This is a genomic window from Proteus terrae subsp. cibarius (assembly GCF_011045835.1).
Lineage (GTDB): Bacteria > Pseudomonadota > Gammaproteobacteria > Enterobacterales > Enterobacteriaceae > Proteus > Proteus cibarius.
On sequence record NZ_CP047349.1, the window covers coordinates 3401557 to 3427987 of the forward strand.

23 protein-coding genes are annotated in these 26431 nt (G+C 41.7%); 7 read left to right on the top strand and 16 right to left on the bottom strand.

Annotated elements, in window-relative coordinates:
- Positions 1-182: 182 nt before the first annotated feature.
- On the top strand, positions 183-1148 hold the full coding sequence (locus tag GTH25_RS15615) for a helix-turn-helix domain-containing protein (protein ID WP_075673873.1): 966 nt from the start codon (positions 183-185) through the stop codon (positions 1146-1148).
- A 73-nt stretch (positions 1149-1221) separates the two neighbouring features.
- Here GTH25_RS15615 and GTH25_RS15620 read toward each other — a convergent pair whose 3' ends face one another.
- The 16 genes from GTH25_RS15620 to GTH25_RS15695 all read right to left on the bottom strand — a co-directional run bounded on the left by GTH25_RS15620 (position 1222) and on the right by GTH25_RS15695 (position 18680).
- A complete protein-coding gene (locus GTH25_RS15620) occupies positions 1222-1506 on the bottom strand; it encodes a ferredoxin family protein (protein WP_075673872.1) in 285 nt (94 codons plus the stop codon).
- Positions 1503-2789 carry an FAD-dependent oxidoreductase gene (locus GTH25_RS15625; RefSeq protein WP_099659729.1) on the bottom strand — a complete coding sequence of 429 codons (1287 nt, stop codon included), beginning with the start codon at positions 2787-2789 and terminating at the stop codon, positions 1503-1505. Before GTH25_RS15625 ends, GTH25_RS15620 begins: the two co-directional genes overlap by 4 nt.
- Positions 2790-2852: 63 nt before the next feature.
- Positions 2853-3794 (bottom strand): FAD-binding protein, encoded by a 942-nt coding sequence (locus tag GTH25_RS15630; protein WP_156734153.1) that lies wholly within the window; start codon positions 3792-3794, stop codon positions 2853-2855.
- Positions 3795-3805: 11 nt separating this feature from the next.
- Entirely contained in the window at positions 3806-4582 is a 777-nt protein-coding gene (fixA, locus tag GTH25_RS15635; RefSeq protein ID WP_164530726.1) for a putative electron transfer flavoprotein FixA, read from the bottom strand.
- Positions 4583-4635: 53 nt separating this feature from the next.
- A complete protein-coding gene (locus GTH25_RS15640; RefSeq protein WP_109420078.1) occupies positions 4636-5775 on the bottom strand; it encodes an acyl-CoA dehydrogenase family protein in 1140 nt (379 codons plus the stop codon).
- 95 nt (positions 5776-5870) lie between these two features.
- On the bottom strand, positions 5871-7139 hold the full coding sequence (locus GTH25_RS15645) for a GntP family permease (protein ID WP_238795294.1): 1269 nt from the start codon (positions 7137-7139) through the stop codon (positions 5871-5873).
- Positions 7140-7270: 131 nt separating this feature from the next.
- A complete protein-coding gene (locus tag GTH25_RS15650) occupies positions 7271-8404 on the bottom strand; it encodes a 2-hydroxyacyl-CoA dehydratase subunit D (RefSeq protein ID WP_164530727.1) in 1134 nt (377 codons plus the stop codon).
- Positions 8404-9645, bottom strand: coding sequence for a 2-hydroxyacyl-CoA dehydratase subunit D (locus GTH25_RS15655; RefSeq protein ID WP_036934372.1), 1242 nt, complete (start codon positions 9643-9645; stop codon positions 8404-8406). The genes GTH25_RS15650 and GTH25_RS15655 overlap by 1 nt, the downstream gene beginning before the upstream one ends.
- Complete coding sequence (locus GTH25_RS15660; protein WP_075673866.1) at positions 9642-10469, bottom strand: acyl-CoA dehydratase activase; 828 nt, start codon at positions 10467-10469, stop codon at positions 9642-9644. Before GTH25_RS15660 ends, GTH25_RS15655 begins: the two co-directional genes overlap by 4 nt.
- Before the next feature lie 36 nt (positions 10470-10505).
- Entirely contained in the window at positions 10506-11741 is a 1236-nt protein-coding gene (locus GTH25_RS15665) for a CaiB/BaiF CoA transferase family protein (RefSeq protein WP_164530728.1), read from the bottom strand.
- Positions 11742-11807: 66 nt separating this feature from the next.
- The gene (locus GTH25_RS15670) at positions 11808-13445 is read right to left on the bottom strand and encodes an AMP-binding protein (RefSeq protein WP_159241816.1); all 1638 of its coding nucleotides are present in this window, start codon (positions 13443-13445) and stop codon (positions 11808-11810) included.
- Positions 13446-13915: 470 nt separating this feature from the next.
- Positions 13916-15238, bottom strand: a complete 1323-nt coding sequence (locus GTH25_RS15675) for an MFS transporter (protein WP_164530729.1) — start codon at positions 15236-15238, stop codon at positions 13916-13918.
- 84 nt (positions 15239-15322) lie between these two features.
- A complete protein-coding gene (fixX, locus tag GTH25_RS15680) occupies positions 15323-15610 on the bottom strand; it encodes a ferredoxin-like protein FixX (protein ID WP_075673862.1) in 288 nt (95 codons plus the stop codon).
- Positions 15607-16899 (bottom strand): FAD-dependent oxidoreductase FixC, encoded by a 1293-nt coding sequence (gene fixC, locus GTH25_RS15685; RefSeq protein WP_075673861.1) that lies wholly within the window; start codon positions 16897-16899, stop codon positions 15607-15609. The genes fixX and fixC overlap by 4 nt, the downstream gene beginning before the upstream one ends.
- A gap of 57 nt (positions 16900-16956) precedes the next feature.
- The gene (locus GTH25_RS15690; protein ID WP_164530730.1) at positions 16957-17895 is read right to left on the bottom strand and encodes an FAD-binding protein; all 939 of its coding nucleotides are present in this window, start codon (positions 17893-17895) and stop codon (positions 16957-16959) included.
- 11 nt (positions 17896-17906) lie between these two features.
- On the bottom strand, positions 17907-18680 hold the full coding sequence (locus tag GTH25_RS15695; protein ID WP_099659736.1) for an electron transfer flavoprotein FixA: 774 nt from the start codon (positions 18678-18680) through the stop codon (positions 17907-17909).
- Positions 18681-19280: 600 nt separating this feature from the next.
- On the opposite strand from GTH25_RS15695, the gene caiT reads away from it, so the two are divergent.
- From caiT to caiE, 6 genes are all read left to right on the top strand, one after another.
- Positions 19281-20795, top strand: coding sequence for an L-carnitine/gamma-butyrobetaine antiporter (gene caiT, locus GTH25_RS15700; protein WP_075673858.1), 1515 nt, complete (start codon positions 19281-19283; stop codon positions 20793-20795).
- A 41-nt stretch (positions 20796-20836) separates the two neighbouring features.
- Complete coding sequence (caiA, locus tag GTH25_RS15705) at positions 20837-21979, top strand: crotonobetainyl-CoA dehydrogenase (protein WP_164530731.1); 1143 nt, start codon at positions 20837-20839, stop codon at positions 21977-21979.
- 69 nt (positions 21980-22048) lie between these two features.
- A complete protein-coding gene (gene caiB / locus GTH25_RS15710; RefSeq protein WP_075673857.1) occupies positions 22049-23269 on the top strand; it encodes an L-carnitine CoA-transferase in 1221 nt (406 codons plus the stop codon).
- A 72-nt stretch (positions 23270-23341) separates the two neighbouring features.
- On the top strand, positions 23342-24898 hold the full coding sequence (caiC, locus tag GTH25_RS15715) for a crotonobetaine/carnitine-CoA ligase (RefSeq protein ID WP_075673856.1): 1557 nt from the start codon (positions 23342-23344) through the stop codon (positions 24896-24898).
- Positions 24899-24974: 76 nt separating this feature from the next.
- Positions 24975-25760, top strand: a complete 786-nt coding sequence (caiD, locus tag GTH25_RS15720) for a crotonobetainyl-CoA hydratase (protein ID WP_098941836.1) — start codon at positions 24975-24977, stop codon at positions 25758-25760.
- Positions 25761-25799: 39 nt separating this feature from the next.
- A complete protein-coding gene (gene caiE / locus GTH25_RS15725; RefSeq protein WP_075674369.1) occupies positions 25800-26393 on the top strand; it encodes a carnitine operon protein CaiE in 594 nt (197 codons plus the stop codon).
- The last annotated feature ends 38 nt before the right edge of the window (positions 26394-26431 follow it).

A 26431-nucleotide genomic window follows, 5' to 3' on the forward strand; every position in this document is an offset into this window, starting at 1 on the left:
TGTCTTCAATTTATTAACAATGAAGAGAGTAGATATTTTCCTTAATTATTATTTAAACCTACTATTCTAATTTTTAGATTAAAGTTACTGAAAAAATTATTCTATTTTTGTCTTGTTTAAGCCATTTTTATACTCGACAGGTAGCAACACAACAAAATACTTTCAATAAAAGTGGGCGTACTATGAAAAGCATGTTTACGACTCGGGAACTCCCTGACGTAGATCGGTTTTCCGTATTCAGGGATACAATAAAAGACCGCTTTTTATCGTCTTATGAATGCAATGAAGTTGAATTGCCTCCTCATTCTCGGTTTTATGCCAATATTGTCGAACAGAAGGTAAAAAATATTCGCTTTATTCAGCTAGAGTCTAATGGACACTGGGCAAGTAGCCGTCCTTTAACGCATAAGCTTAGCTTAGAAGAGCATTTTCAAATTGAGATACAGCGTTCAGGCACCAGCCATCTGACTCAAGATGGGAGAACCGCCTTTCTACGGCAAGGTGATTTTTGTATTTTTGATATGGCAAGACCTGTATCATGGTCTTTTGATAACGATTACTCATTATTTAAAATTTTGATCCCAAGAGAAAAACTGGCACCACGCTTAGGTAATACCCAAAACCTCACCGCAAGAGCAATACGTGGTAATAGCATTACCGGCTCTCTCGTTTATAGCTTTGTGATGCGCTATATTCCGTTCTTAGATTCAATGCCACCACAACATGCACAGCAACTTGCCGATATTTTATTGAATCTAATTACATCTGCTTTCAGTGAATACAGTATTGCGACACCACCACAAAGCTTAGGAAGATCAACGCTATTTTATTTTGCTCAGCATTATCTTGAGCAACATCTTTCTGATCCTGATCTCAGCGTCAATGAATGTGCAAATGCTTGTGGGATTTCCGTACGCTATTTACAGATGTTATTTAAAGAACAAAATACGTCTGTACTTCGTTGGATCTACCAAAAACGTCTTGAGAATTATAAAACGGCTTTGGTTAATCCTCTCTTGGCAGAGAAAAATATTACACAGTTAGCTTATGAATGTGGATTTAGCGATATTTCTAATTTGAGTCGAAAATTTAAATCTGAATTTTTTATGACCCCTTCCGAATATCGGAAAATACATTCATTAAGATAAATAGACTAATTATCTCCTCCCCTAGTTTACATATTGGAGGTTATTCTAGAGGGAGAAGATAAAAGTTATCACATCAGCCGTAACGAAACTCAATGCCTAATGTGCCACACGGATACTCCCATTTTTTTAAAATGGTATCGCCACATAAAACACGGCAAGTACCACACTCTAAACATCCTGCATAATCAAAAAGATATTGTCCTTTTTCATCTTTTTTATATAACCCTGCGGGGCAAGCTTTCATTAAGATTTCAAATTGTGCAGGATCGATATCATCCTTTAAAACGATATGTGGATTTTCCTCATCCACATTAAATTTATTGACGCCTAATTTAACGTCTACGTTTACTTGACTCATAAAGAACGTACCCCCTTAAATCCATCTTTAATTAAGTTCATCACACCGACTTTCTTAACTTGAGACAGTATTTTCTTACGCACAGGTTTTTCTGGGCCATTAATCACGAATAAATCATGCATGACATTGGCAGCCATTTGCGGGTAATCCGTAAAGAATCTTGTATTATCAAGGAAAGAAGGTAAGCCTTTGTATAACTTCATATCTTTCATAACAAAACTGTCATTTAATAAAGATTGGTAGCAACTTAATTCTTTTTGGTTATAGCTGTTTTGCTCTTTCGCCATCAAGACTGCTTTTGCAGCCGCTTCACCAGAGGCAATTGCTAGATCCATCCCTCTTACGGTATAGCCAACATTAAGGCAAAATCCAGCAGCATCTCCCGCAACTAATACGCCATCTTTAACTAATTCAGATACCATATTCATGCCACCTTCGGGCACCATATGCGCTGAATATTCTAATAATTTGCCGTCTTTGATAAGTGGTGCAACAACAGGGTGTTGTTTAAAATCTTCTAATAATTGAGGAACCGTTTTTTCGAATTTATCGACGTTATGCAGCCCTAAAACAAGACCTAAAGAAACGGTATTTTTATTGGTATATAAGAATCCACCACCTAAATATCCACCTGATGGCGCGCCAGCAAAAAGCCAAGCTAAACCTTCATCATTAGTACAACCAAATCGGTCTTCCATTTGTTGTGGCGTGAATTCCAATAACTCTTTAACACCCACAGCCACGGTATGGGGATTAACTTTTTGTGTCATACCTAACTGTTTTGCTAATAATGAGTTAACACCATCAGCGAGAATAACAACGTGGGCTTCAATTTCATCATCACCCGCTTTTACGCCACACACCTTGCCATCTTTTACCAACACTTCATCGACACGAACCCCCGTGATCACTTGTGCGCCAGCGTCTTCTGCTTTTTCCATCAACCATTGATCAAATGAAGAACGCAATACAGTATAAGAGCGCGCGGCTTCCTCTTCTTGCTGAGTGTGTTGATAATCTAAAGTGACTCCATCGGTTTCCGTTAGCATGGAAATTTTTTCGCGTGTCACAAGCCGTTCAACAGGGGCTTCTTGGGCAAAATTAGGAATAATTTTTTCAAGACTGTGTGCATATAAGCGCCCACCAGTCATATTTTTACTGCCAGCGAAATTACCTCGCTCTACGACTAAAACATCACACCCTGCTTGTGCTAATACATAGGCAGCAGTACCACCAGCAAGTCCACCACCCACAATAATGGCGTCAAAAATATCGTCTGACATACTTTTCTATCCTTTTATTATGTGTGGTCGCTTAGCAAATCATCACTAAGCGACCTACGGTGATTAGCCGCCAAGCTTCGCGGTTAATGCAGGTAACACTTTGTAGAGGTCACCAACAATACCGTAATCCACCATATTAAAAATTGGGGCATTTTTATCTTTGTTGATACCAACAATGATTTTCGCTCTATCCACACCAACCATATGTTGGATTTGCCCTGAAATGCCGACAGCGACATAAACATCTGCACCTAAGGTCACGCCTGAAACACCAATGTAGCGATCGTGTTCCATCCAGCCTTCACCTTCAGCGATTGGACGAGAACAACCCACTTCACCTTGAAGAGCTTTCGCTAATGCTGACGCTAATGCAATATCATCTGCCTTAGCAAAACCACGTCCGACACCAACAACACAATGCGCTTTACCTAAATCAACGGTACTACCTTGTTTTGGCTTACGTGCTAACACTTTTAATGTATGTGCGGGGGCGATAAAGGCACTTTGCACCACAGGTGCATTGGGAGCATCTGTAATGGCCTCCACATCTAATGCACTACCAACGGTAGCAATCGCATAAGGTGAGCGAATTTCTGCTTTCGCATGTGCTAAACCACCATAGACTTGGTGTGTCGCGATCACGGTATTGTTTTCAATAGCAAGACTTAATGCATCACTGATAACACCAGCTTTTAACGTCACGCCAAGGCGAGCTGCTATCGCTTTTGCACGTTTTGATGAAGCAAGGAGAACCAGTGCATTCGCGCCCGCTTCTTTAATAATGGCGGCAAAAGAGGCAGCATAATCTTCAGCAATTACACCTTCTTGTGGTGCGAAGCAATAAACACAGTCAGCGCCTAAATTGACACATTCACGCGTACTTTCATCATCACCAATAAACAGCACATTAACCTTTTCACCAAGACCACGAGCAAACGCAATCAGCTTTGCTAAATCATCCGCTTTTTCGGCATAAACAAAGGTAGTAGGTAGTAAACTAGCCATTTTTAATCTCCTTATTGATTAACCGCTTGGCGTAAATGTTCAGCAAAAGTGGCAATATTTTCATCTGAATCACCTTCTAAAATAATACCGAGGCGGTCAGTCTGTTCTGGTGCACACACTTGTGTTTGCACAACGGTCAGAGCAGAAATATCAACACCGATATCTCCCAAATCCAACTTTTCAACAGGCTTTTTATTCGCAGCTAAAATGGCTTTCATTGAAGGGAGTTTTGGTGTGTTAATACTTGAAGTGACACACACAACGGCAGGTAATGTCAGCTCTAGTTCTTCCGTGATATTTTCTAAGTCACGTTCAACAATGATTTTTTCACCTTCAACGGTGATTTTGTTTACTGCATTGACGCAAGGTAAACCTAAATATTCACCTACCGCTAAACCTGTTTGTTGAGCGTATAAGTCACCAGAACCTTCACCGAAAACTAATAAGTCAAAACCAACTTTTTGTGCCGCTTGCGCAATAATATTGGCAGTATCCGTTGAATAAAGAGCGCTACATGCATCATCAGAAACCAGTGTTAATGCATCAGGGCCACGCGATAAAATATCTTTTTTGATCTTCGCGTTTTCAACCATTGCACTTGTACCCACACTTAATGCAGTTACGGTGCTATCACCAAGGGTGGTGGCAATTTCTACTGCGGTTTCAATGGCATTCAAGTCATACAAACTAATTTTTAAACCCGCATTATCGGTTGCGAGTGTACGATCAGGCCTTGTTGTGATGTCTTGTTCGTCATGAACAACCTTACAGCAGGCAATAAGTTTCATAATTCACATTCTCCGTTTTGCACAATGCAACAAATTAATAAGCTCAAATCTCATTACGCTAAAATATGTTTAGCGATAACCATGCGTTGCACTTCACTTGTGCCTTCAAAAATTTCGGTAAGTTTTGCTTCACGCATCAGACGTTCAACAGGATAGGATTTGGTGTAACCCATGCCGCCATGTAATTGGACGGCTTTTTGAGTCACATAAGTGGCAGCTTCTGCTGCATAAAGTTTGGCTTGAGCAGATTCACGGGTATAAGGAAGACCTGCCATTTTGGCAGCAGCCGCGCGATAAACCAGCATACGAGCGCAATCAACACGGGTTGCCATATCCACTAATACCCATTGAATACCTTGATTAGCAGCAATTGGTTTACCAAATTGAATACGCTCTTTGGTGTAAGCAATCGTGGCATCTAATGCACTTTGCGCGATCCCCAATGCAAGCGCAGAACAACTTAAACGCCCGCCATCTAAGGTTTCCATTGCGATATTAAAGCCTTTACCTTCTTCGCCTAACATAGCGTTGGCTGAAACAACGCAATCACTAAAACTCACAGAGCAGGTTTCAGAGCCGTTCATACCCATTTTATCTTCAGGTAAACCAATGCTGATACCCGGGTTATCACGCTCAACTAAGAATGCGGTGATCCCCTTAACGCCTTTGCTTTTATCTGTCATAGCAAACACGATAAAGAACGCACCTTGAGGTGCCGCGGTGATCCACAATTTAGAGCCATTAATCACATAGTTATCACCTTGGCGAACAGCGGTTGTTTCTTGAGCAGCAGCATCACAACCCGCGCTAGGTTCAGACAAACAGAAGCACCCTAATTTTTCGCCAGACACTACGCCTGGTAAAATGCGTGCTTTAGTCTCTTCATCAGCATATTTTTGAATAATTGGGCCCGTTAAAGAGCATTGTGAACCCATGATCATCGCGTGAGAGGCACTGACTTTTGCCATCTCTTCTGTTGCTAATACATAGCTAATTGCATCCGCCTCTGTACCACCATAAGCTTCGTCAATATTGAAACCAAAGAGTCCTAATTCAGCCATCGGGGCGACACTTTCACTTGGAAAACGGTGCTCCTTATCAATTGCACCCGCAATTGGTTTAATATCGTTTTCAACAAACTCTCTGACCATATCGCGGATCAGGACTTGTTCTTCTGTTAGCTGAAAATCCATGTTTATTTTCCTCTGAGAATATTTATGGTTATCTCTATGGCGTGCGATTTCACGTTTGTCGTCTTATCGCACGCATTAATGGGTTAACGTTATTTCTACATCGTCGCTATAGATGCAGGTAAAAAGGTGTACAGCAACAACATAAACATCATGGCTAACAATGGGATAGCGAGGGTTAATGTACCCACAGGACCGTATCCCTCTTTATGGCTGACACCACAGACGCTAAAGACAGTAATAATCAATCCGTTAAATGGAGGTGTTGTACTCATAGATGCCATTGTGGCTACACGGTGTAAGGAGCCTTGATCAACCACAGTTGCAGGGAACATTGCAGCAATCATTGGCATAGCAATACTTAACGCACCAGAACCTGAACCACTGATAAACACCAAGGCACCGACTGAAATGGCAGTCACAACAAGTGGATTAAGACCCGATTGAGCAATTGCTTGGAATGATTCTTTGAACGCAGGTAAGGTCATGACTAACGCACCAAACCCAACAATAACCGCCGTATTAAAGAGGGAGGTCACCCCTTCCATCGTTCCTGCGGCTAAATTAGGGACGAGTTTTTTCCAATCGAGATAGCGTAAATACACAATTAAGGCGGCAATAATCGCGCAGAACAACGCAATAGCAGGGTCCCACTTCAGGATATTCAGCACGACAAGCAGAATAAGCATAGGGAGTAATGCGACTAACACATTAGGTAGTTGGCGATCTTTCTTACCTTCCTCTGCTTTTGCTGTTTTTTCGTCTTCAACCCAGCCTTCACCTTTTGCTTTTACACGCTTAAATAACCAAGTGAGATAAATAATGACTAAGGTGACTTGGAACAGTGCAGTCAACATCCCTGGTACTAAACCAGCAGTAGCCGAAGTACCTAAGAATTTCATTGGGATAAGGTTTTGAATTTGAGGAGATCCCGGCATTATCATCACAAACGTACCCGCACCTGCAAAATAGACAGCCGGAATAAGTCTGCGAGGAAGATTCGCTTTGCGGAATAAACTCACCATCATTGAATAAACGGTAAACAGCGCAACAAACACTGAAACACCGCCGTAGGCTAAAATGGCACAAGCCGCAACTAATGAAGGAATAACGGCTCTTTCACCAAATTTACCAATAATAAAAGAGGCAACACTATCAGCAGCGCCACTGATAGCGGTTAGTTTGCCAAAAATCGCACCGAGTACGAAAATGAAGAAGAAGCTGCCAAAATAACCACCTAATCCGCCGGTATACACTTGTAATAGTGCATCGACAGGATTAAGCATATCTGGCGATACAAGCCATGCAGTCACAGCAAGAAACAGGCTGGTGGTAAAGACAGAAATGAAAATATGTATTCCTTTCATACACATAATCATTAATATCGCTAGCCCGATGATTAAACAAATAATACCCATGATTGCCCCACTTATATGTGTTAGGGTTCAATTGACCTGCGTACATGACGCAGGTCTTTTGTGACTATTGATTAATGTTGTTAAGCAGAAAGCACATCTGCAAAAGTTTGCAGTGCCGTTCTCGCCTGTTCATATGTTTTAGTTTGCTGATCGATTTCGATAATGATGGAAGGAATGCCTTCTCTATCGAGGAATTTCTTCACAATAGGGGCATCAAACTCTTCGGGATCACAGAACTTCGTCAGTAAATAGACGACACCATCAGCGCCTGTGTTTTTCACCATATCGGCAATTAAACGACCACGTTTTTTCTCTGGATCATACAAAAGTGAACACCCTTCAAGCTGAGCGATTTGCTCTGCCATCGCTTCATAAGGTGCTTTGTTTTCAGGGATATCTTGGCGGAACTGACGAGACTCATGTGCGACTTCATCTGCCACAATCGCCATCTTGTTATCAGCCAAAATTTGTAGAATTGAAGGGCTATCCGCAATAATGCCTGTTACAACAATCTTGTGCCCTTTCCAAGGTTCTGGGGATAAGGTTTTACATTGTGCAACAATGGCTTCAACGGCTTTTGTATGTTCAACGACATCCATAAAGTAACCACTTTTGATCACGGTATTACGGCGTTGTGGTGTGATTAAGTTTGGATGAAGCGCAGCCATCTCTGAAAACTCACGTAACACGGCGCGACGCTGATTAAACAGATGAATCGCATTTTTCAGTGCATCATCTGTCACCGGCTGATCTGAAATTTCCCCTAATTGCAGTGCGATTTTTTTGTATTGTTCGGTTAAGAAAGCAATACCTGCTGGGGTTTTACGATTTTGTGGATGCACCAGTTGGATAAAAGGCACTTGTGGCACACCGGCTTTCCAGTTTTGCCCTAAGCATTTTAAGGTGTCACACAAAGAAGGAATTATGGCTGCTGATAGGTTATTCAGCGCACCATCTAACCCCATTTCAAGAGAAGAAAGTGCTAACGCACAATAGAAAGGAGGAAAATATTTCTTCGCTTCTGAGATCTCACGTCCTTCTGCACCCCAAATACCAAAAGGCACCATACCCGCCGCATAGACAATCTCATTTGGGGTATATTCAGGAAAACAACCAATAACCTTTTTGCCACTGCGAATAAAACCATCTAATTGAGCAATAGGGTTATCCACCACGGCTTGTAACTCATCAAACAACTCCGTTAATGTTTTCATTAGATGTCTCCCTTTTTCATTTCTGCTTTGTTAGCAGCCATAATTTCAGTCAATGCTTCAACACGGGTGACATACTGCGCTTCAGAGAAAACACGAGGATCAGCTTGGTCGCCATCAAAAGTCACTGTTGGGATCTTAAGTTCATGGCGAATACGGCGCTCAATTTCAGGCATAATGCCACTCCAGAGCTTACAACTGCGGTTAACGTGAATAATCGCGCCGTCCACTTTATTTTGACGACTAACGTCAATACGCATATCCGCAGCACGCTCAACAGAGACACAGTTAGGAACATAAGAGTAAGCGCGCATCATCTCGTCGCTGTTTTGATAAATCACACCAAACGCGGTGGCATAAACAGTAGCGGTAACGTTGATACCTTGCTCTTTTAACGGAGTCGATGTGGCACGCAAATAAGGCCAGCAGGCAATACCTTCAAAGAGAACACGGTATTTTTCTTCTCCGCGATAAGTCGATTTTTTCTCTTTGATGTTTTGTTCCATCTCTTCACACAGTTGCTCAAAAGCCAGTGCAGCTTCTAATTTACCGCGAGCACAAACCGCAACAGCCATGTGATTAAAGAGATCAAAACCATTCATTGGAGAGGGTTCATATTGGCAATATTCTGCCGCTTTCAACCATGCGCGCCCTGTACGTTGTGAGATCTCACAAACTTCTTTGAATTTCTCTTCGGAGAAAACTTTGCCAGTGACCTTTTCGAGTTGTTTAATCGCATCATCAAATTGAGCTTGAACGTATTTCACCGTGACATCATCGGTGTCATAGTCATTTTTATAAGGAATATCGATAAGGATCATCGGGATATTCAGCTCATAAGCGATATTTTCATACCATTTGATCATGCAGTTACAGATGTTGTTACAGCACAGTAAGAAGTCTGGCTGTGGCATATCCATCTCTTCACACTGTTTAATATCCATGTAAGAGAGGCTGATGCGAGCATAAGCACAGATGTCGTTGGAATATCCCATGCTTTCTGCGTGTTCACACATTTTTAAACCCGCACCTTTCGCTGCAATTGCAGCGGCTTGGTTTTCAGGGTACACCACACATAAACCTAATGTTTCAGCGATTTCTTGAGGGAAGTTAGAGGCACACCACCCTATTTTTTCACCGCTATTTTTCGCATCCCACGCACGCTGATAAGCATCAGCAGCGATTTTTTGCAGTCGTTTTTTCGCAGGAATATAATCCGGCGCATTCATATCTACATTGCTCATTTTGATGTTCCTATTGTTAACGCATCGTCTTCCAGTTGATGGCGGTACGCTTCAAAGGCATAAATGGCGGCACCTATCGCCCCGTTGTATTGTGATAATGGAGAGGTGGCGATAGAGGCGTTCAACTCTTCGCTAACATAACGAACAACTTCAAAATTACTGGCAACACCGCCTGTCATAACAACAGGAGCTTCAACACCAACCCGTTTTGCCAGACCAGCAATACGACTAGCGACAGAGCGGTGAATACCATTAATCACGTCGGGTATTGTTTCGTTATTTGCGAGATGGGAGATAACTTCCGATTCAGAGAACACGGTACAGGTTGAGCTAATTGTGACTTTTTTAGTGGACTTAGCGCCCTCTTGAGCGAGATCGGAAATTTTGGTTTCTAATACTCGCGACATCACATCGAGAAAGCGTCCGGTACCAGCAGCACACTTATCATTCATCACAAAGTTTAATAAACGGCCAGCACCATCCATATGAAGTGCCTTAACGTCTTGACCGCCGATATCAATCACCGTTTTCACGCCCGGGAAAAGAAAGTGTGCGCCTTTCGCATGACAGCTCAGTTCGCTCACTTCTTTATTGGCTTCTTTCAGAGAATTACGGCCATATCCTGTTGCGCAGATCCAGCTGATCTGACTGAGATCGCCACCAAATTGGCGCAATACTTCAGAGATCGCTTTTTCAGGGCCAGATGTCCCAGCACCGACTGATGCCAACGACTTCGCGACAATAACGTCACCATTTTTCATGATGATGCATTTTGATGCAGACGATCCGATATCAACGCCCATTGTGAAAATGTCTTGTTGCATGCCTTTGCTCTCCTGAAAATTAAAAAAGTAAGTGGATTATTCTTTCCACGTCATCACGTCTTTATTGGCTTCAAGGTTTGCTATCTCTTCAGCGCTATACCCTAATTCAGCTAATACAGACGGTGTGTCTTCACCTAACAAAGGACCACGGCGATATTCAGGTAAACCACTCTCTAAGAAATCAATTGGTGGACGAACTAAGGCTTTTTCACTGCCATTTTTGTATTTCATGTTGTAGAAAGTGTTGATTGCCCAAGCTTGTTTGTCTTCCAACACTTCTTCCCAAGTTTGTGCAATGCTGAATGGGATATCGTTTTTGGTGAAAATATCTGCCCACTCTGACGCTGTTTTTTGCTCAACTTGTTGCCAAATCAGGTCATATAATTCAGGAGAGCGATTATTTTTTGCCACTTCTTGTAGACAGGTATAACGTGCGTCTTCCGCTAAATCTGGGCGACCAATACAAGAAATAAAGGTTGGATAATAAGCGTCGTAAACAGGCATACAGACTTGAATAAAACGGTCATCTTTTGTTTTATAAGCCAGAATAAATGGGCTGGTGGTATTACGGCGATCGATTGGATACGGCTGACCATAATCAGGGTATTGTGCCGCTTGGATCATGATTGCTTGGGTATAAATTGAGGTATGCAGCAAGTTAGTTGAAACATACTCACCTTGACCGATATTTTTAGCACGAATATAAGCAGCTAACACACCTGAAACCAAGCCTAATGCGCACTGGTGATCGCCAAGTCCTGGGATCACGTTCATAGGTACTGTGCCTTTTTGGTACAGCGAGCCTAAAATACCACCACGCGCAAAGAATGCGGTGTAGTCAAATCCCGGTAAGTCTTTATCTGGGCCTTCATCACCATAACCTGTCACGCTAGCGTAAACTAATTTTGGAAAACGTTGTTTTAACGTTTCATAGTCTAAACCTGCGCGCGCTCTTGCACCGGGACGCCAGTTAGTTAAGAAAATGTCTGCTTTTTCTAACAGTTCAAACAGGATTTTTTTCCCTGCTTCTGTTTTCGTATTTAACACGATCCCACGTTTATTGGCGTTTTCTAAATCAAAACTGGTGTTTTCATGTTGATCTAACGGGCGGCCTTCTGTTGGTGCGGTATAGCGTAAGTTATCGCCACTTGGAGATTCGATTTTGATTACATTCGCACCCATATCAGCCAAAATACGACCCGCTGCGGGTACTGCGATAAAGGTCGCCAACTCAACTACGGTGACGCCTTCCAGTGCTTTATGACTTGTCATTTCTTCTCCTAATTATTTTTAGACTTCATACTGCTGTTGTCAGAATGTGGATAAATCCGTTGTCACTTAACCCGCTACTTTGGTTTTTTCATCCTTGATTGAAACGCTATAACCCAGTTGCAATTTCAGCGCTTGCACATCAATTTTTCCGCAAGGGGTATGAGGAAATTCTGTAAAGAAATGGAGTTCTTTGGGGATTTTGTAGCGAGCCAGTCGCTCTTGTAGAAATTCACGTAATGCACTTTCACCAATGCTGTGGCCTTTTTGCACACAAATGGTGGCAATCACTTCTTCGCCTAAATCAGCAGACGAGATCCCAAATGCTTTTGTCGCATCAACACCGGGATATTCAGCAATCGCTTCTTCTATTTCACAAAGACTGATATTTTCACCGCCGCGTACCACAATCTCTTTCATGCGATAGGCATAGTGATAATTTCCTTGTTTATCGACATAACCAATATCACCCGTGTGTAACCAACCCTCTTCGTCTAACGCTTCTTTAGTTTTATCTGGCGCATTGTCATAACCCATCATTACATGGAAGCCACGCGTGCAAATTTCACCTAAAGTGCCCACTGGCACAGGTTTGCCTGTTTTTGGATTGATAATTTTCATTTCAACAAAAGGTAAAGGCTTACCAATAGAGCTGCGTTTGATCTCTAAAGCATCATTAGGGAGAGTTTGAGTGCAACAAGGTGAAGCTTCTGTTTGGCCATAAGAGACGGTGATCCCTTTCATGCCGAGGATATTTTCAATGTCATCGATTAACGCAGGAGGAAAACTCGCCCCTGCGATAATACCTTTATCAAGACTCGATAAATCGTAGTGAGAAAACTGTTCATGCTTCATTAAACGGCTAAAAATCGTTGGCACGCCATGCATAACAGTGCAACGATAGTCTTGGACGACTTTTAAAACATCTTCAGCACAATAGTTATCAAGAAGAACTAATTGGCATCCGGTTGTTAATGCAAAAAAGAGGCAAGAAGAGAGCCCAAAACAGTGGAACAGAGGAACGGCTAGACAAATTACATCGTCATGCATAACACCTAAGCGCTGTGCTGACAGCATGGCATTATTAATGACATTATATTGGCTTAGCATGACACCTTTAGGCATTGCTGTACTGCCAGAGGTCATTTGGATGGTCAGCAAATCTTTTACACTGACTTGTGCAACCGCATGTTGATATTCTTTATCTGATATTTTTGGGCTAACTTCTTTTAATTGAGATAAAGAGACACTTTTTTCTGCATGTTCATTTCCCATGCTAATAAATAACTGAGGTAATACATCTTTATTTTCAGATGCCTTTTTAGAAAGACAATTAATAACCTCAATAAAATGATTACTTTTAAAACCATCAGAAAAACAGAGTGCTTTAATTCCGGTTAATCGACATAAATCTAATAACTCTCTTTTCTTAAAATGAAAGTTAATACAAACAACAGGAACACCAATTTGAGCAGCAGCAAGAAAACAAATTATCCACTCTTTACTATTGGCAGACCAAATACCTAAACGATCACCTTTTTTTAAACCAATCGCTAAAAAACCACGCGCAACACTTTCTACTTCTTGTTGTAATTGTTGCCAAGAAAGTGTCTTTTTACTTTGGTTTTCAATCAAGGCTATTTGTAAAGCATGTTGCTTTACTACATTGTTTAGACATTCTTTAACTGTCATTTCTAATAAGGTCATAAATACCTACTCAACCGCTTCTTTGCTGGTGTTTACGTCTGTAATGACCTTATTCTGGGTAGGGGAAATTATTCATTCTTGGTAAATAACGAACTGTTTTTCGTCATTTGAATAGTCTGAGAGAGATTTGTGATTGAGGTCTAGATTTGGTGGGTTAAATATATTTTGTAATTGAGGAGTAATTAATAACAATGAGATAAATTTGAAACTAAGGCGTTATAAAGGTGTTATTTTTAATAAAGAAAAAGGAGAGTCACTTTATTTAAATAAAAAATAAAACCACTCTCTTTTTAATATAAATACACTCAGTTTACTTAAAGATATAAATAAATCTTATCAATAACCATTGATGTGATAATTTAAATTAAAATAGTATAAAAATAAATACAATAACGATTTAAATTTATAACATCTAAATAAAAAACGATTTAAATGATTTAACTTATTTTCTTGTTTATTAATTAAAGGAGCTATTTACCCCGTCGCATTGGCATGGTTGAAGTTTGATTGAGTGTTAATCCTTTGGTTTCTGGTGCAAACAACACAGAGACTAGCATGCCGAATAAAGAGATCGCAGCCCCCACCAGCATCGTGGTGTTAATACCATAAGTGGCGATAAAGGCAGGAAGAGCACACGTTGAAATAACCGTACCAATACGGCTTATTGACATAATGATCCCCACTGCCGATGCACGAATATCAGTCGGAAACAATTCGTTAGGATAGAGCCATTGTAAAATTCCGGGGCCACCAGAAAAGAAGGCGTAAGTCGCAAAGGCTAAGATAACAAATAAGATAGGTAAATCAGGAAAGACACCTAACACTAATAATGCCAATGTCATCATGCCAAAACTACCAATCAATAGTGGACGTCGCCCTGTCTGATTTAACCAAAACATGGCAGGAATACACCCAAACATAAAGAACAGGCTAATCACCACATTCCCCAGTGCCGCACTTCTTCCTGCATCCCATCCCAATAAACCGACAATCTGTGGCCCAAAGGTATAAATGGCAAACATCGGGATAACTTGGCAAGTCCAAATGACCGCAACAAACAGAACAAAAGAGAAGTGACGTTTATTAAATAGCTCGATAAAACGCGTTGTTTTGGCATCTTCCGCTTCAAATACTACGGGTTCACCAAAGAGTTTTATCATCATCTCATTACACTCTTTAAGACGCCCTTTGCGTATTAGCCACAGCGGTGATTCAGGTAAATCAAAACGACCAATTAAAATAATCACGCAAGGGATAAAAGCACTACCCAACATCCAACGCCAACCATCTGCAACATCATATAAAAGATAACCGACTAAGTTGGCGCAAGTCGCTCCGATATACCACATTGCAGCAATAAAACCGACGGCAAAAGCGCGTTGTTTTTTATTGGAAAATTCAGTGATCATCGAGGTCGCAATAGGATAATCAGCACCAATCACAATCCCAATAAGGAATCGCATCACCAACAAACCCACAGGCGTGGAAACAAACATTGTCGCAATCGAAATAATGGCAATAGCCACAATATCCACAAGGAACATTTTACGGCGACCGACTTTGTCACAAATATAACCAAAAAGTGACGTACCAATAAAAAGCCCTGCTAATGTTGCCGCACCAAGCAGACCAATCCATTGTGTATTAAGCTGTAATAACGGTGTGAGTTGCTCTAGCGCCACACCAATAATCACTAATACATAGCCATCAAGAAAAGGGCCGCCACTCCCCCATAACATCACTCGACGATGTACAGAGGTAAAACGAATATCATCAAAGTTTCTGGGTTGCATGACTGCGTCCTGGTATTTTTTCTAAATAAAGCAAAAAGAAAAGCTCCCAGGCCGGAGTAGCACTGGGAGAAAAGTAGCGATACATCATCCGTAACGATATTCCACGCCAAACGTTCCACGTGGATATTCCCATTTTTCAAGCGCACTATCTAAACCAAGAATTCGACAAGTTCCACACTCTAAGCACCCAGCATAGTCAAAGCTGATGGTGCCATCTTCTTGCTTTTTATAAAGGCCTGCTGGACATGCTTTGACTAAGGTTTCCAATACCTGCATATCAGGCTGCTCTTTAACGACGATATGTGGATTTTCCTCATCGACATTAAATTTATTGATGCCTAATTTGACATCGACATTTACGGAAGAACTCATATTGCTTTTACTCCTTTGATCCCATCTTTGATCAGATTCATCCAGCCCACTTTTTTGGTATGACGCATCATGGTTTTACGCATCGGTACTGGCGCTTCACCCGTTACAGTGAAGAGATCTTTTGCAATACCAACTACCATTTCAGGGTAAGCGGTGAACATACGAGGGTTATCAAGTAAATCAGGCATACGCTGATAGGCTTTCATATCGCGTAATGGGCCATCTTCTAAATGTTTGAGATATTCATTTAGCGTTTGCTTGCTAAAATCATTTTTCTCCATGGCAGAGAGCACGGTTTTTGCAGCGGCTTCGCCTGATGCCATTGCTAAATCCATGCCACGGATAGTAAAGCCTAGATTCATACACATCCCTGCTGCATCACCGGCAATCAATACGCCATCACGTACTAATTCGTTTTGCATTCTTAACCCAGCTTCAGGAACAACGTGTGCGCCGTATTCCACCATTTTTCCGCCTTCAATGAGCGGAGCAACAACGGGATGCTGTTTAAAATCTTCCAGCATTTGTGGTACTGATTTTTTCGCATCTTTAATATGGTGAAGCCCACAGACAAGACCTAAAGAAAGCGTGGTTTTATTGGTATATAAGAAACCGCCCCCCATTAGTCCATCGGTAGGCGAACCTGCAAATAACCAAGCCGCACCTTCGTTATCTTTTAGGTTGAAACGATCTTTAATGACACTTTCAGGCAGTTCGATGATCTCTTTTACACCCACGGCTACATTTTCAGCCGCAACACGTTTTGTCATCCCTAACTGTTCAGCCAAGATAGAATTCACACCATCGGCGAGGATCACCGCTTTGGCTTCTAACACATCACCGTCTGCCTCGACGCCGACAATCTTGCCATCACGCTCAACGAGCTTATCAACACGAATACCCGTAATACATTGCGCCCCTGCGTTTTCCGCTTGCTCCATTAGCCATTGGTCAAACTCACCACGTAATACAGACCAAGAGGCGGTTTTTGGGCTCTTCCCTTCTGTATTTTGGTAATCAATGGTCATTGCGCCTGTTTCAGTCATAAATGACAATTTTTCATGAGTAATAACCCGTTCAACAGGCGCTTCTTGCGCAAACTCAGGAATGATGCGCTCAAGGGTATGTGCATACATACGACCACCGGTTACATTTTTCCCGCCAGCGTAGTTACCTCTTTCTATTAGCAATACTTGTGCGCCTTCCCTTGCCAAAACAAGTGCAGCCACAGATCCGGCTAATCCTGCGCCAACAATAATGGCATCGAAAATATCTTCGGAATCGGACATAACATCTCCAGAATTTGCGATAAACAGCAGAGAAGTTTCCTTCCCTGCTTAAATAAATCAGTTAGATAATTGACGAGTTAATGCAGGTAAAATCTTCATTAAATCACCGACAATGCCATAGTCAGCAAATTGGAAGATAGGTGCATTTTTGTCTTTATTAATAGCAACGATGGTTTGTGCGCCATTAGCGCCAACCATATGTTGAATTTGTCCTGAAATACCCGCTGCTAAATAGAGTTCAGGCTTTAGCATTAGGTTAGAAATACCAACATAGCGTTCGTGTTCCATCCATTTTTCATTTTCAGCAACAGGGCGAGAACAGGCGATTTCAGCACCAATGGCTTTCGCTAACTCTTCTGCAATAACGATGTTTTCTTTGCTACCGATACCGCGACCAACGCTAACAACAAAACGCGCTTTATCTAAATCAACTGTGTTGATTGCGCGTGGTTGAACTGAATTACGAACGATAGTTTGAGCTGGAGCAATCCATGCGACTTTTTGTGCATTACCTGTAGCGCCAGTTTCTGATGCAACATCAAAAGCACCCACGCTTGCAGTTACCACACAGTAAGGGGTTTTCAGGGTTTCATCACCAAAAGCAAGACCGCCGTAAACCATGTGTTTTGCCACTAATGCATCACCCTCTGCTTTTAAAGATTGGGCGTCGTTAGAAACGACTGCTTCTAAACGGTGGCCTAAACGTGCAGCTAATAATTTTCCGCGACGTGTATTAGGCAGTAGCACTAATCCTGCATCACCTTTTTGTTTAATGGTTTCAACCATGCTTTGTGCATAGTCTTCAATAATGCGATCGTCAGGTTTACCTTCTAATTGGAAAACCTCTGTTGCCCCTAATTTAAAAGCAGCAACGCTTTGTTCATCATTCAATGTAAATACATTGATAGATTGCCCTAATGAAAAAGCGCCACCCATTAATTCTGGTAAACGGGAAAGTGCATCACTAAATACCCAAACAGTTGAAAACTGGCTCATAACTCCCCCTATTACTTAAGAATTTTACGTAAATGTTCTGCCAACTCAGCAATCTGATCATCGCCATCACCTTCAATAATGATGCGTTGACGTACTTTCTGTTTTGGTGCCGCCACTTTTTGCTCTGAACGCGCAGTAATCGCATCCAGACCAAGATCGGCAACACTCCATTGCTGAACAGGTTTCTTGGCCGCGCCAAGAATGGCTTTCATCGAAGGAATTTGAGGTGTGTTAATGTCGGTAGAAACGGCGATAACAGCAGGTAATGGAATGGTCAGTGTTTCGATTTCATTTTCTAACTCGCGCTCAACCGTAATTGAGTCATTAGAAAGAGAAACAATTTTGTTAATACCATTTATCGCAGGAACATTTAATAATTCACCCACCAGCAAACTAACTTGTTGTGAGCTAAGATCCGCAGAGCCGTCACCGCAAAGAATTAAGTCATAACCTTTTTTAGTCGCTGCCGCCGCCAATGCTACCGCTGTTTGGTAAGGTAAAGAGGCTTCAAATTGCTCATCAACCACAACTACGAGTTCGTCAGCACCACGAGAAAGAACGTCTTTACGTGCTTTCGCATTTGTCAGTGCTTTACCACCAACACTCATTGCCGTGATTTGAATGCCATCAAGCTGAGACTTTAGCTGATTAGCGGCTTCAATTGCATTTAAATCATATTGGCTGATTTTGGTGTTAGCACGAGAAAAATCCAGCGAACTGTCTGCGCTATTTACCGTAATATCCTGCTCATCGGGAACACTCTTGTAACATGTAATAATATTCATTACATCTCCTGAAATTAATAAATAATGTCATTTGCTCTGGCAATGTAATATAGAATTAACACAATTAAGAGATTAAAAAATTAAACCTAGGTCACCAATATTGAACATTACTAAATAAAGAATAGATAGGTTTCAATATTGCTAAACATATCACCAATATTGAAATTAGTTTTAATTGAAGTGAACAACTTTCAATATTGCTACATCGATCAACAATATTGAACATAATAAATATAACGGTATTTAACGTTCAATATTGCCACCAAGATCAACAATATTGAAAGACAGAATATAACAACCCTATTACATACAAATAGATAGATATAATTATCAATCAGTTACAATGAAAACGAAACGTTATAAAACGTAACATAAAATCGACAAAAAGAATAGTGTGAAGTGAATAACAGAATGGATTTCTTATAATATCCATTATTCATCATCATTAATCGATTTGTGGATTAGCCAATAAGTTTATTTATCTATTATGATGAAACACCAATAGACGAAACACTCATAAATAAACTCAAATGCTTTATTAGATATTAGGAATTAACACTACTTAAACTTCTGCGTTAAATATATTTGGAAAATTTACCTATGAGCAAAGATAATAAAAAGGCAGGAATAGAACCGAAGGTTTTTTTTCCGCCATTAATCATTGTTGGTATTTTATGCTGGCTAACGGTACGTGATCTTGACGCTTCAAATGAAGTGATTAATGCCGTATTCAGCTATGTTACCAATGTCTGGGGTTGGGCCTTCGAATGGTATATGGTCATTATGTTCGGAGGTTGGTTTTGGTTAGTCTTCGGTCGTTATGCCAATAAACGCCTTGGGGAAGATAAACCTGAATTTAGTACCGCAAGCTGGATCTTTATGATGTTTGCGTCTTGTACGTCGGCTGCCGTCCTCTTCTGGGGTTCGATTGAAATATACTATTACATTTCAAGCCCTCCTTTTGGGATGGAAGCTTACTCAACTCAAGCTAAAGAAATTGGTCTTGCTTACAGCTTGTTCCATTGGGGTCCTTTGCCTTGGGCAACTTATAGTTTCCTTTCTGTTGCGTTTGCTTACTTCTTCTTTGTTCGCAAAATGGAAGTTATCCGTCCAAGTAGTACCTTAACCCCATTAATCGGTGAAAAACACGTTAATGGCTTATTCGGTACCATTGTTGATAACTTCTATTTAGTTGCTCTGATTTTAGCGATGGGAACTAGCCTCGGTTTAGCAACACCGTTAGTCACCGAATGTATTCAATATTTATTTGGTATTCCTCATACCCTGCAATTAGACGCCATCATTATCTCTTGCTGGATCTTATTAAACGCAATCTGCGTGGCATTTGGTCTACAAAAAGGGGTGAAAATCGCCAGTGATATTCGTACTTACCTGAGCTTCTTAATGCTGGGTTGGGTGTTTATCGTCGGCGGTGCGAGCTTTATCGTCAATTACTTCACAGACTCTGTGGGGACATTGATGATGTATATGCCTCGTATGCTGTTCTATACAGACCCAATCGGTAAAGGCGGATTCCCTCAAGGTTGGACTGTCTTCTATTGGGCATGGTGGGTTATTTACGCCATCCAAATGAGTATCTTCTTAGCACGTATCTCTAAAGGCCGTACTGTTCGTGAATTATGTTTAGGGATGGTTTCAGGTTTAACCGCAGGAACTTGGCTAATTTGGACAATCCTTGGCGGTAACACCATACAACTGATTGACCAAAATATTCTCAATATTCCACAACTGATTGAACAATACGGTGTACCTCGCGCAATCATCGAGACATGGGCGGCATTACCGTTGAGCACAGCGACAATGTGGGGCTTCTTTATCCTCTGCTTTATTGCCACTGTCACCTTAATTAACGCCTGTTCTTACACACTAGCAATGTCCACTTGTCGCTCTATGAAAGAAGGCTCTGAGCCACCTTTATTAGTGCGTATTGGCTGGTCTGTGCTGGTCGGTATTATCGGCATCATTCTGCTCGCACTTGGGGGTTTAAAACCAATTCAAACCGCCATTATCGCCGGAGGATGTCCACTATTTTTCGTCAATATCATGGTCACCTTGTCCTTTATTAAAGATGCCAAAGTACATTGGAAAGACTGATCCGCTATACGCAAAGAATGACATATTAAGAGGTTATTAACATGGATTTTAGATTGAATGATGAGCAGGAACTGTTTGTTGACGGTGTCCGCGAATTAATGGCCAGTGAAAACTGGGAAGCTTATTTCGCACAGTGTGATCGCGAAAGTAAATACCCAGAACGTTTTGTCAAAGCCTTAGCGGATATGGAAATTGACAATCTGCTTATTCCTGAAGAGCACGGTGGCTTAAATGCAGGTTTTGTTACTGTTGCTGCAATCTGGATGGAATTAGGTCGCTTAGGTGCGCCAACTTACGTTCTTTATCAATTGCCGGGTGGATTTAACACCGTCTTGCGTGAAGGGACTCAAGAGCAAATTGATAAAATTATGGCGTTTCGCGGTACTGGTAAACAGATGTGGAACTCCGCTATCACAGAACCCGGCGCAGGCTCTGACGTAGGTAGCTTACAAACCACTTATACCCGTAAAGATGGCAAAGTTTACCTCAATGGTAGCAAGTGCTTTATCACTAGTAGTGCCTATACCCCTTACGTTGTTGTGATGAGCCGTGATTCAGCGTCTCCAGATAAACCTATCTTCACTGAATGGTTTGTGGATATGAGCAAACCAGGTATCAAAGTCAACAAGTTAGAAAAACTAGGTTTACGTATGGATAGCTGCTGTGAAATCACTTTCGACAACGTTGAGCTTGAAGAGAAAGACATGTTTGGTCGTGAAGGTAACGGCTTTAACCGTGTGAAAGAAGAGTTCGACCACGAGCGTTTCTTAGTGGCACTCACTAACTACGGTACAGCGATGTGTGCATTTGAAGATGCTGCGCGTTATGCCAACCAACGTGTGCAATTTGGCGAAACAATTGGTCGCTTCCAACTTATTCAAGAAAAATTCGCTCATATGGCGATCAAACTCAATTCAATGCGCAACATGTTATATGAAACTGCATGGAAGAGTGACAACAACTTAATCACTTCTGGTGATGCAGCTATGTGTAAATACTTCTGTGCAAACGCGGCGTTTGAAGTGGTTGATAGTGCAATGCAAGTGCTTGGTGGTGTCGGTATTGCTGGCGAGCACCGTATTTCTCGTTTCTGGCGTGACCTTCGTGTTGACCGTGTATCTGGTGGTTCAGATGAAATGCAGATCCTGACATTAGGACGTTCAGTACTTAAACAGTATCGCTAATTAATCACGAATAACTCTCTCATCCAATGATGAGAGAGTTTTCACTCAGACCACTTACGAGGTGACGCTATGACAGAACATTTACCAATGCCACAATTCGGCCCACTTTCAGGGGTTCGTGTTGTGTTTTCAGGAATTGAAATTGCAGGGCCATTCGCAGGACAAATGTTCGCAGAATGGGGAGCTGAAGTGATTTGGATTGAAAACGTTGCATGGGCTGACACCATTCGCGTTCAACCTCACTACCCTCAACTTTCTCGCCGTAATCTTCATGCACTATCGTTAAATATCTTTAAAGACGAAGGTCGTGATGCGTTCCTAAAATTAATGGAAACAACCGACATCTTTATCGAAGCGAGTAAAGGCCCTGCCTTTGCACGTCGCGGTATTACAGATGAAGTATTATGGGAACATAACCCTAAGTTAGTTATCGCTCATTTATCGGGTTTTGGTCAATATGGCGATCCGCAATACACCAACTTACCCGCTTATAACACCATTGCTCAGGCTTTCAGTGGTTACCTTATTCAAAACGGTGACAAAGATCAGCCAATGCCAGCCTTCCCTTATACCGCAGACTACTTCTCAGGGATGACCGCAACCACTTCTGCGTTAGCTGCGCTGTATAAAGTTCAACAAACAGGTAAAGGCGAAAGTATTGATATTGCTATGTATGAAGTGATGTTGCGTATGGGGCAATACTTCATGATGGACTATTTCAATGGTGGTGAGATCTGCCCTCGTATGACAAAAGGGAAAGATCCGTACTACGCAGGCTGTGGGCTTTACCGTTGCCAAGATGGTTATATCGTGATGGAAGTTGTCGGTATCACTCAAATTGAAGAAATTTTCAAAGATATCGGACTTGCTCATCTGCTTGGTACACCTGAAGTTCCTGAAGGCACTCAACTTATTCACCGCATTAATTGCCCTCATGGTCAATTATTTGAAGACAAATTAGATGAATGGTTAGCTAAGCAACCCATCACAGAAGTACTCAAACGTCTTTCAGAGCTCAATATTGCCAGCGCCAAAGTGCTGACTATTCCAGAGCTTGAAGACAATCCGCAATATGTCGCGCGTGAATCGATTACCGAATGGCAAACCATGAATGGCGAAACCTGCAAAGGGCCAAATGTGATGCCTAAATTCAAAAATAATCCGGGAAAAATATGGCGTGGAATGCCTTCTCACGGCATGGATACAAACGCGATTTTAAAAAATATCGGTTATAGCGAAGAACAAATCAGGGGGCTGGTCGATAAGGGGCTGGCTAAAATCGTAAAATAACACTGTAAAATTCAGACGTTTATAGACATAAAGCACGTCTGAATTTACAGCAAAAGATAGGGTAACAGTTTAATGGATGTGATTGGCAAACAAAACTTACGTCAGATGTGGGATGATTTGGCAGAGGTTTATGGTACAAAAACAGCGCTAATTTTTGAATCCGCACAAGGACAAGTGAGACAATTTAGCTACAGTGAATTAAATGAAGAGATAAATAGAACCGCAAATCTTTTTCATGCTGGTGGCATAAAAAAAGGCGATCACGTTGCCTTACATCTTGATAACTGTCCTGAATTTTTCTTTTGCTGGTTTGGCTTGGCAAAAATTGGCGCTGTTATGGTGCCAATTAATGCGCGCTTTATGTATGAAGAGAGCGCATGGATAATCAATCACTGCCAAGCTCATTACGTGGTTACTCGCGATAATTTCTATCCTATTTACCAACCTATGTTGCAGGATGAACAATGCCCTTTAACACAACTGTTTTTAATAACAGAAAACAGTCTGCCTGCTGAAAAAGGCGTTATCGACTTTTTAAAAGAGAAAGCCAAGCACCCTGCTACGCTTAATCATCACACACCATTAAGTGTGGATGACACTGCTGAAATTCTTTTTACCTCAGGAACAACATCTCAACCTAAAGGCGTAGTTATCACACACTATAACCTACGTTTTGCGGGTTATTACTCATCATGGCAAAACGCATTACGTGAAGACGACGTTTATCTTACGGTTATGCCTGCCTTTCATATTGACTGCCAATGCACTGCATCGCTCGCCGCATTTTCTGTGGGTGCCACCTTTGTATTGTTAGAAAAATACAGTGCCAGAGCCTTTTGGAAACAGATCCTTAAATACCAAGCAACGGTCGCGGAATGTATTCCAATGATGATGAGAACCTTAATGGCGCAACCTGTTTCATCAGAAGAAAAGCAGCACAAATTACGTGAAGTGATGTTTTACCTCAATCTTGCCGACGAAGAAAAAGATGCCTTTCTTGAACGGTTTAATGTGCGATTACTCACCTCGTATGGCATGACAGAAACTATTGTTGGTTTAATTGGTGACAGACCCGGTGATAAACGCCGTTGGCCATCAATTGGTAGACCTGGTTTTTGCTATCAAGCTCAAATCAGGGACAAACAAAATAATGAAGTCCCTGATGGAGTTGTAGGTGAAATTTGCGTAAAAGGCGAGCCTGGAAAAACCATTTTTAAAGAGTATTACAACCGACCTGATGCCACAGCAAAAGCATTAGAGCCCGATGGTTGGTTACATACTGGCGATTATGGTTATCGTGACGATGAAGGCTTTTTCTATTTCGTTGATCGTAGCTGCAATATGATCAAACGCGGTGGCGAGAATGTCTCTTGTGTTGAGATTGAAAACATCATTTCTTCACATCCTAAAGTTCAAGATGTGGCTGTAATTGGTGTTCCTGACAACATTCGCGATGAAGCGATCAAAGCATTTGTTGTACTGGTTGAAAATGAGACCTTGAGTGAAGAAGAGTTCTTCTATTTCTGTGAGCAAAATATGGCGAAATTCAAAGTCCCCTCTGAAGTTGAATTTAGAGACGGTTTGCCTCGTAACTGCTCAGGAAAAGTGATTAAAAAGCATTTGAAATAAGACATAGGTAGATTTAACCACAAATTAATAACCTCAATCATAAATGCTTATTTTTGATGACGAAAAGGAATACAACATGAGCCAGTCATTACACCTAACAACTCGTGGTTCAGTACTTGAAATTGTATTAGATAGACCAAAAGCGAATGCCATTGATGCGAAAACAAGCCATGAAATGGGCGAAGTTTTTCTGCGTTTTCGTGATGATCCCAACTTACGTGTTGCGATTATTACAGGTGCAGGTGAACGCTTTTTCTCTGCAGGATGGGATTTAAAAGCTGCAGCTGAAGGTGAAGCACCTGATGCTGACTTTGGTGCCGGTGGTTTTGCTGGTTTAACTGAGCTTTTCAATCTGGATAAACCTGTCATTGCTGCAGTTAACGGCTATGCTTTTGGTGGTGGTTTTGAATTAGCACTCGCTGCCGACATGATGGTGTGTTCAGACAATGCTTCTTTTGCTTTACCTGAAGCACAGTTAGGCATTGTACCTGACAGTGGCGGTGTTCTGCGTTTACCTAAACGTTTACCACCCGCTATCGTCAATGAAATGCTGATGACAGGTCGTCGCATGAATGCCGACGAAGCGCTTCGTTGGGGTATTGCAAACCGTGTTGTCAGCTCCGCTGAACTTATGGACAGCGCACGCGAACTTGCAGACCAAATTGCCAACAGTGCCCCACTGGCTGTTGCTGCATTAAAAGAGATTTACCGCGCTACTAGCGAGCTTTCTATTGAAGAGGGTTACAAACTTATGCGCAGTGGTGTGTTAAAACATTACCCAAGTGTTTTACATTCAGAAGACGCCACCGAAGGCCCACTAGCCTTTGCTGAAAAACGCGCGCCTGAGTGGAAAGGCCGGTAATTATCGTTAATCTCGATAATACAACAAAGAGGAAAACTGATGAGTATCTACGCGTTTGAAGGTCTTATTCCTGTGGTTCATCCAACAGCTTATGTTCATCCATCTGCTGTATTAATTGGTGATGTGATTATCGGTGCGGGTGTTTATATCGGCCCCTTGGCATCACTAAGAGGGGATTATGGGCGCTTGATTGTTGAAGCAGGTGCTAACCTTCAAGACGGTTGTATCATGCACGGCTATACCGATATGGATACCATTGTTAGAGAAAATGGGCATATCGGACACGGTGCCATTCTTCATAGTTGTATTATCGGGCGTGACAGTTTAGTCGGCATGAATAGCGTGATTATGGATGGTGCAATAATCGGCGAAGAAAGTATTGTTGCCGCCATGAGCTTTGTAAAAGCAGGCTTTCAAGGGCAACCTCGGCAAATGCTGATTGGTAGCCCTGCAAAACATGTGCGAGATATTACTGACAATGACATGGAATGGAAGCGTATGAACACACGCGAATATCAAGACTTGGCGGTTCGTTGTCGCCAAAGCTTAGTTGAAACCACACCTTTAACTGCACCTGAACCTAATCGCCCGCGTTTACGCGGTACAACAGATGTAAAGCCGAAAGGTCAGTGACAAACTACGACAGGCGTTGCAAGCGCCTGTCGTCATTG

Coding starts and splice junctions, on each gene's coding strand:
- GTH25_RS15695 (WP_099659736.1), bottom strand. CDS start 18,680: ATGAATATTATTACATGTTACAAGAGTGTTCCCGATGAGCAGGATATT.
- caiA (WP_164530731.1), top strand. CDS start 20,837: ATGGATTTTAGATTGAATGATGAGCAGGAACTGTTTGTTGACGGTGTC.
- GTH25_RS15620 (WP_075673872.1), bottom strand. CDS start 1,506: ATGAGTCAAGTAAACGTAGACGTTAAATTAGGCGTCAATAAATTTAAT.
- GTH25_RS15655 (WP_036934372.1), bottom strand. CDS start 9,645: ATGAGCAATGTAGATATGAATGCGCCGGATTATATTCCTGCGAAAAAA.
- fixC (WP_075673861.1), bottom strand. CDS start 16,899: ATGTCCGATTCCGAAGATATTTTCGATGCCATTATTGTTGGCGCAGGA.
- GTH25_RS15675 (WP_164530729.1), bottom strand. CDS start 15,238: ATGCAACCCAGAAACTTTGATGATATTCGTTTTACCTCTGTACATCGT.
- GTH25_RS15615 (WP_075673873.1), top strand. CDS start 183: ATGAAAAGCATGTTTACGACTCGGGAACTCCCTGACGTAGATCGGTTT.
- GTH25_RS15670 (WP_159241816.1), bottom strand. CDS start 13,445: ATGACCTTATTAGAAATGACAGTTAAAGAATGTCTAAACAATGTAGTA.
- caiT (WP_075673858.1), top strand. CDS start 19,281: ATGAGCAAAGATAATAAAAAGGCAGGAATAGAACCGAAGGTTTTTTTT.
- caiD (WP_098941836.1), top strand. CDS start 24,975: ATGAGCCAGTCATTACACCTAACAACTCGTGGTTCAGTACTTGAAATT.
- fixA (WP_164530726.1), bottom strand. CDS start 4,582: ATGAAACTTATTGCCTGCTGTAAGGTTGTTCATGACGAACAAGACATC.
- GTH25_RS15625 (WP_099659729.1), bottom strand. CDS start 2,789: ATGTCAGACGATATTTTTGACGCCATTATTGTGGGTGGTGGACTTGCT.
- caiC (WP_075673856.1), top strand. CDS start 23,342: ATGGATGTGATTGGCAAACAAAACTTACGTCAGATGTGGGATGATTTG.
- fixX (WP_075673862.1), bottom strand. CDS start 15,610: ATGAGTTCTTCCGTAAATGTCGATGTCAAATTAGGCATCAATAAATTT.
- caiB (WP_075673857.1), top strand. CDS start 22,049: ATGACAGAACATTTACCAATGCCACAATTCGGCCCACTTTCAGGGGTT.
- GTH25_RS15660 (WP_075673866.1), bottom strand. CDS start 10,469: ATGCAACAAGACATTTTCACAATGGGCGTTGATATCGGATCGTCTGCA.
- GTH25_RS15640 (WP_109420078.1), bottom strand. CDS start 5,775: ATGGATTTTCAGCTAACAGAAGAACAAGTCCTGATCCGCGATATGGTC.
- GTH25_RS15650 (WP_164530727.1), bottom strand. CDS start 8,404: ATGAAAACATTAACGGAGTTGTTTGATGAGTTACAAGCCGTGGTGGAT.
- GTH25_RS15690 (WP_164530730.1), bottom strand. CDS start 17,895: ATGAGCCAGTTTTCAACTGTTTGGGTATTTAGTGATGCACTTTCCCGT.
- GTH25_RS15665 (WP_164530728.1), bottom strand. CDS start 11,741: ATGACAAGTCATAAAGCACTGGAAGGCGTCACCGTAGTTGAGTTGGCG.
- caiE (WP_075674369.1), top strand. CDS start 25,800: ATGAGTATCTACGCGTTTGAAGGTCTTATTCCTGTGGTTCATCCAACA.
- GTH25_RS15645 (WP_238795294.1), bottom strand. CDS start 7,139: ATGAAAGGAATACATATTTTCATTTCTGTCTTTACCACCAGCCTGTTT.
- GTH25_RS15630 (WP_156734153.1), bottom strand. CDS start 3,794: ATGGCTAGTTTACTACCTACTACCTTTGTTTATGCCGAAAAAGCGGAT.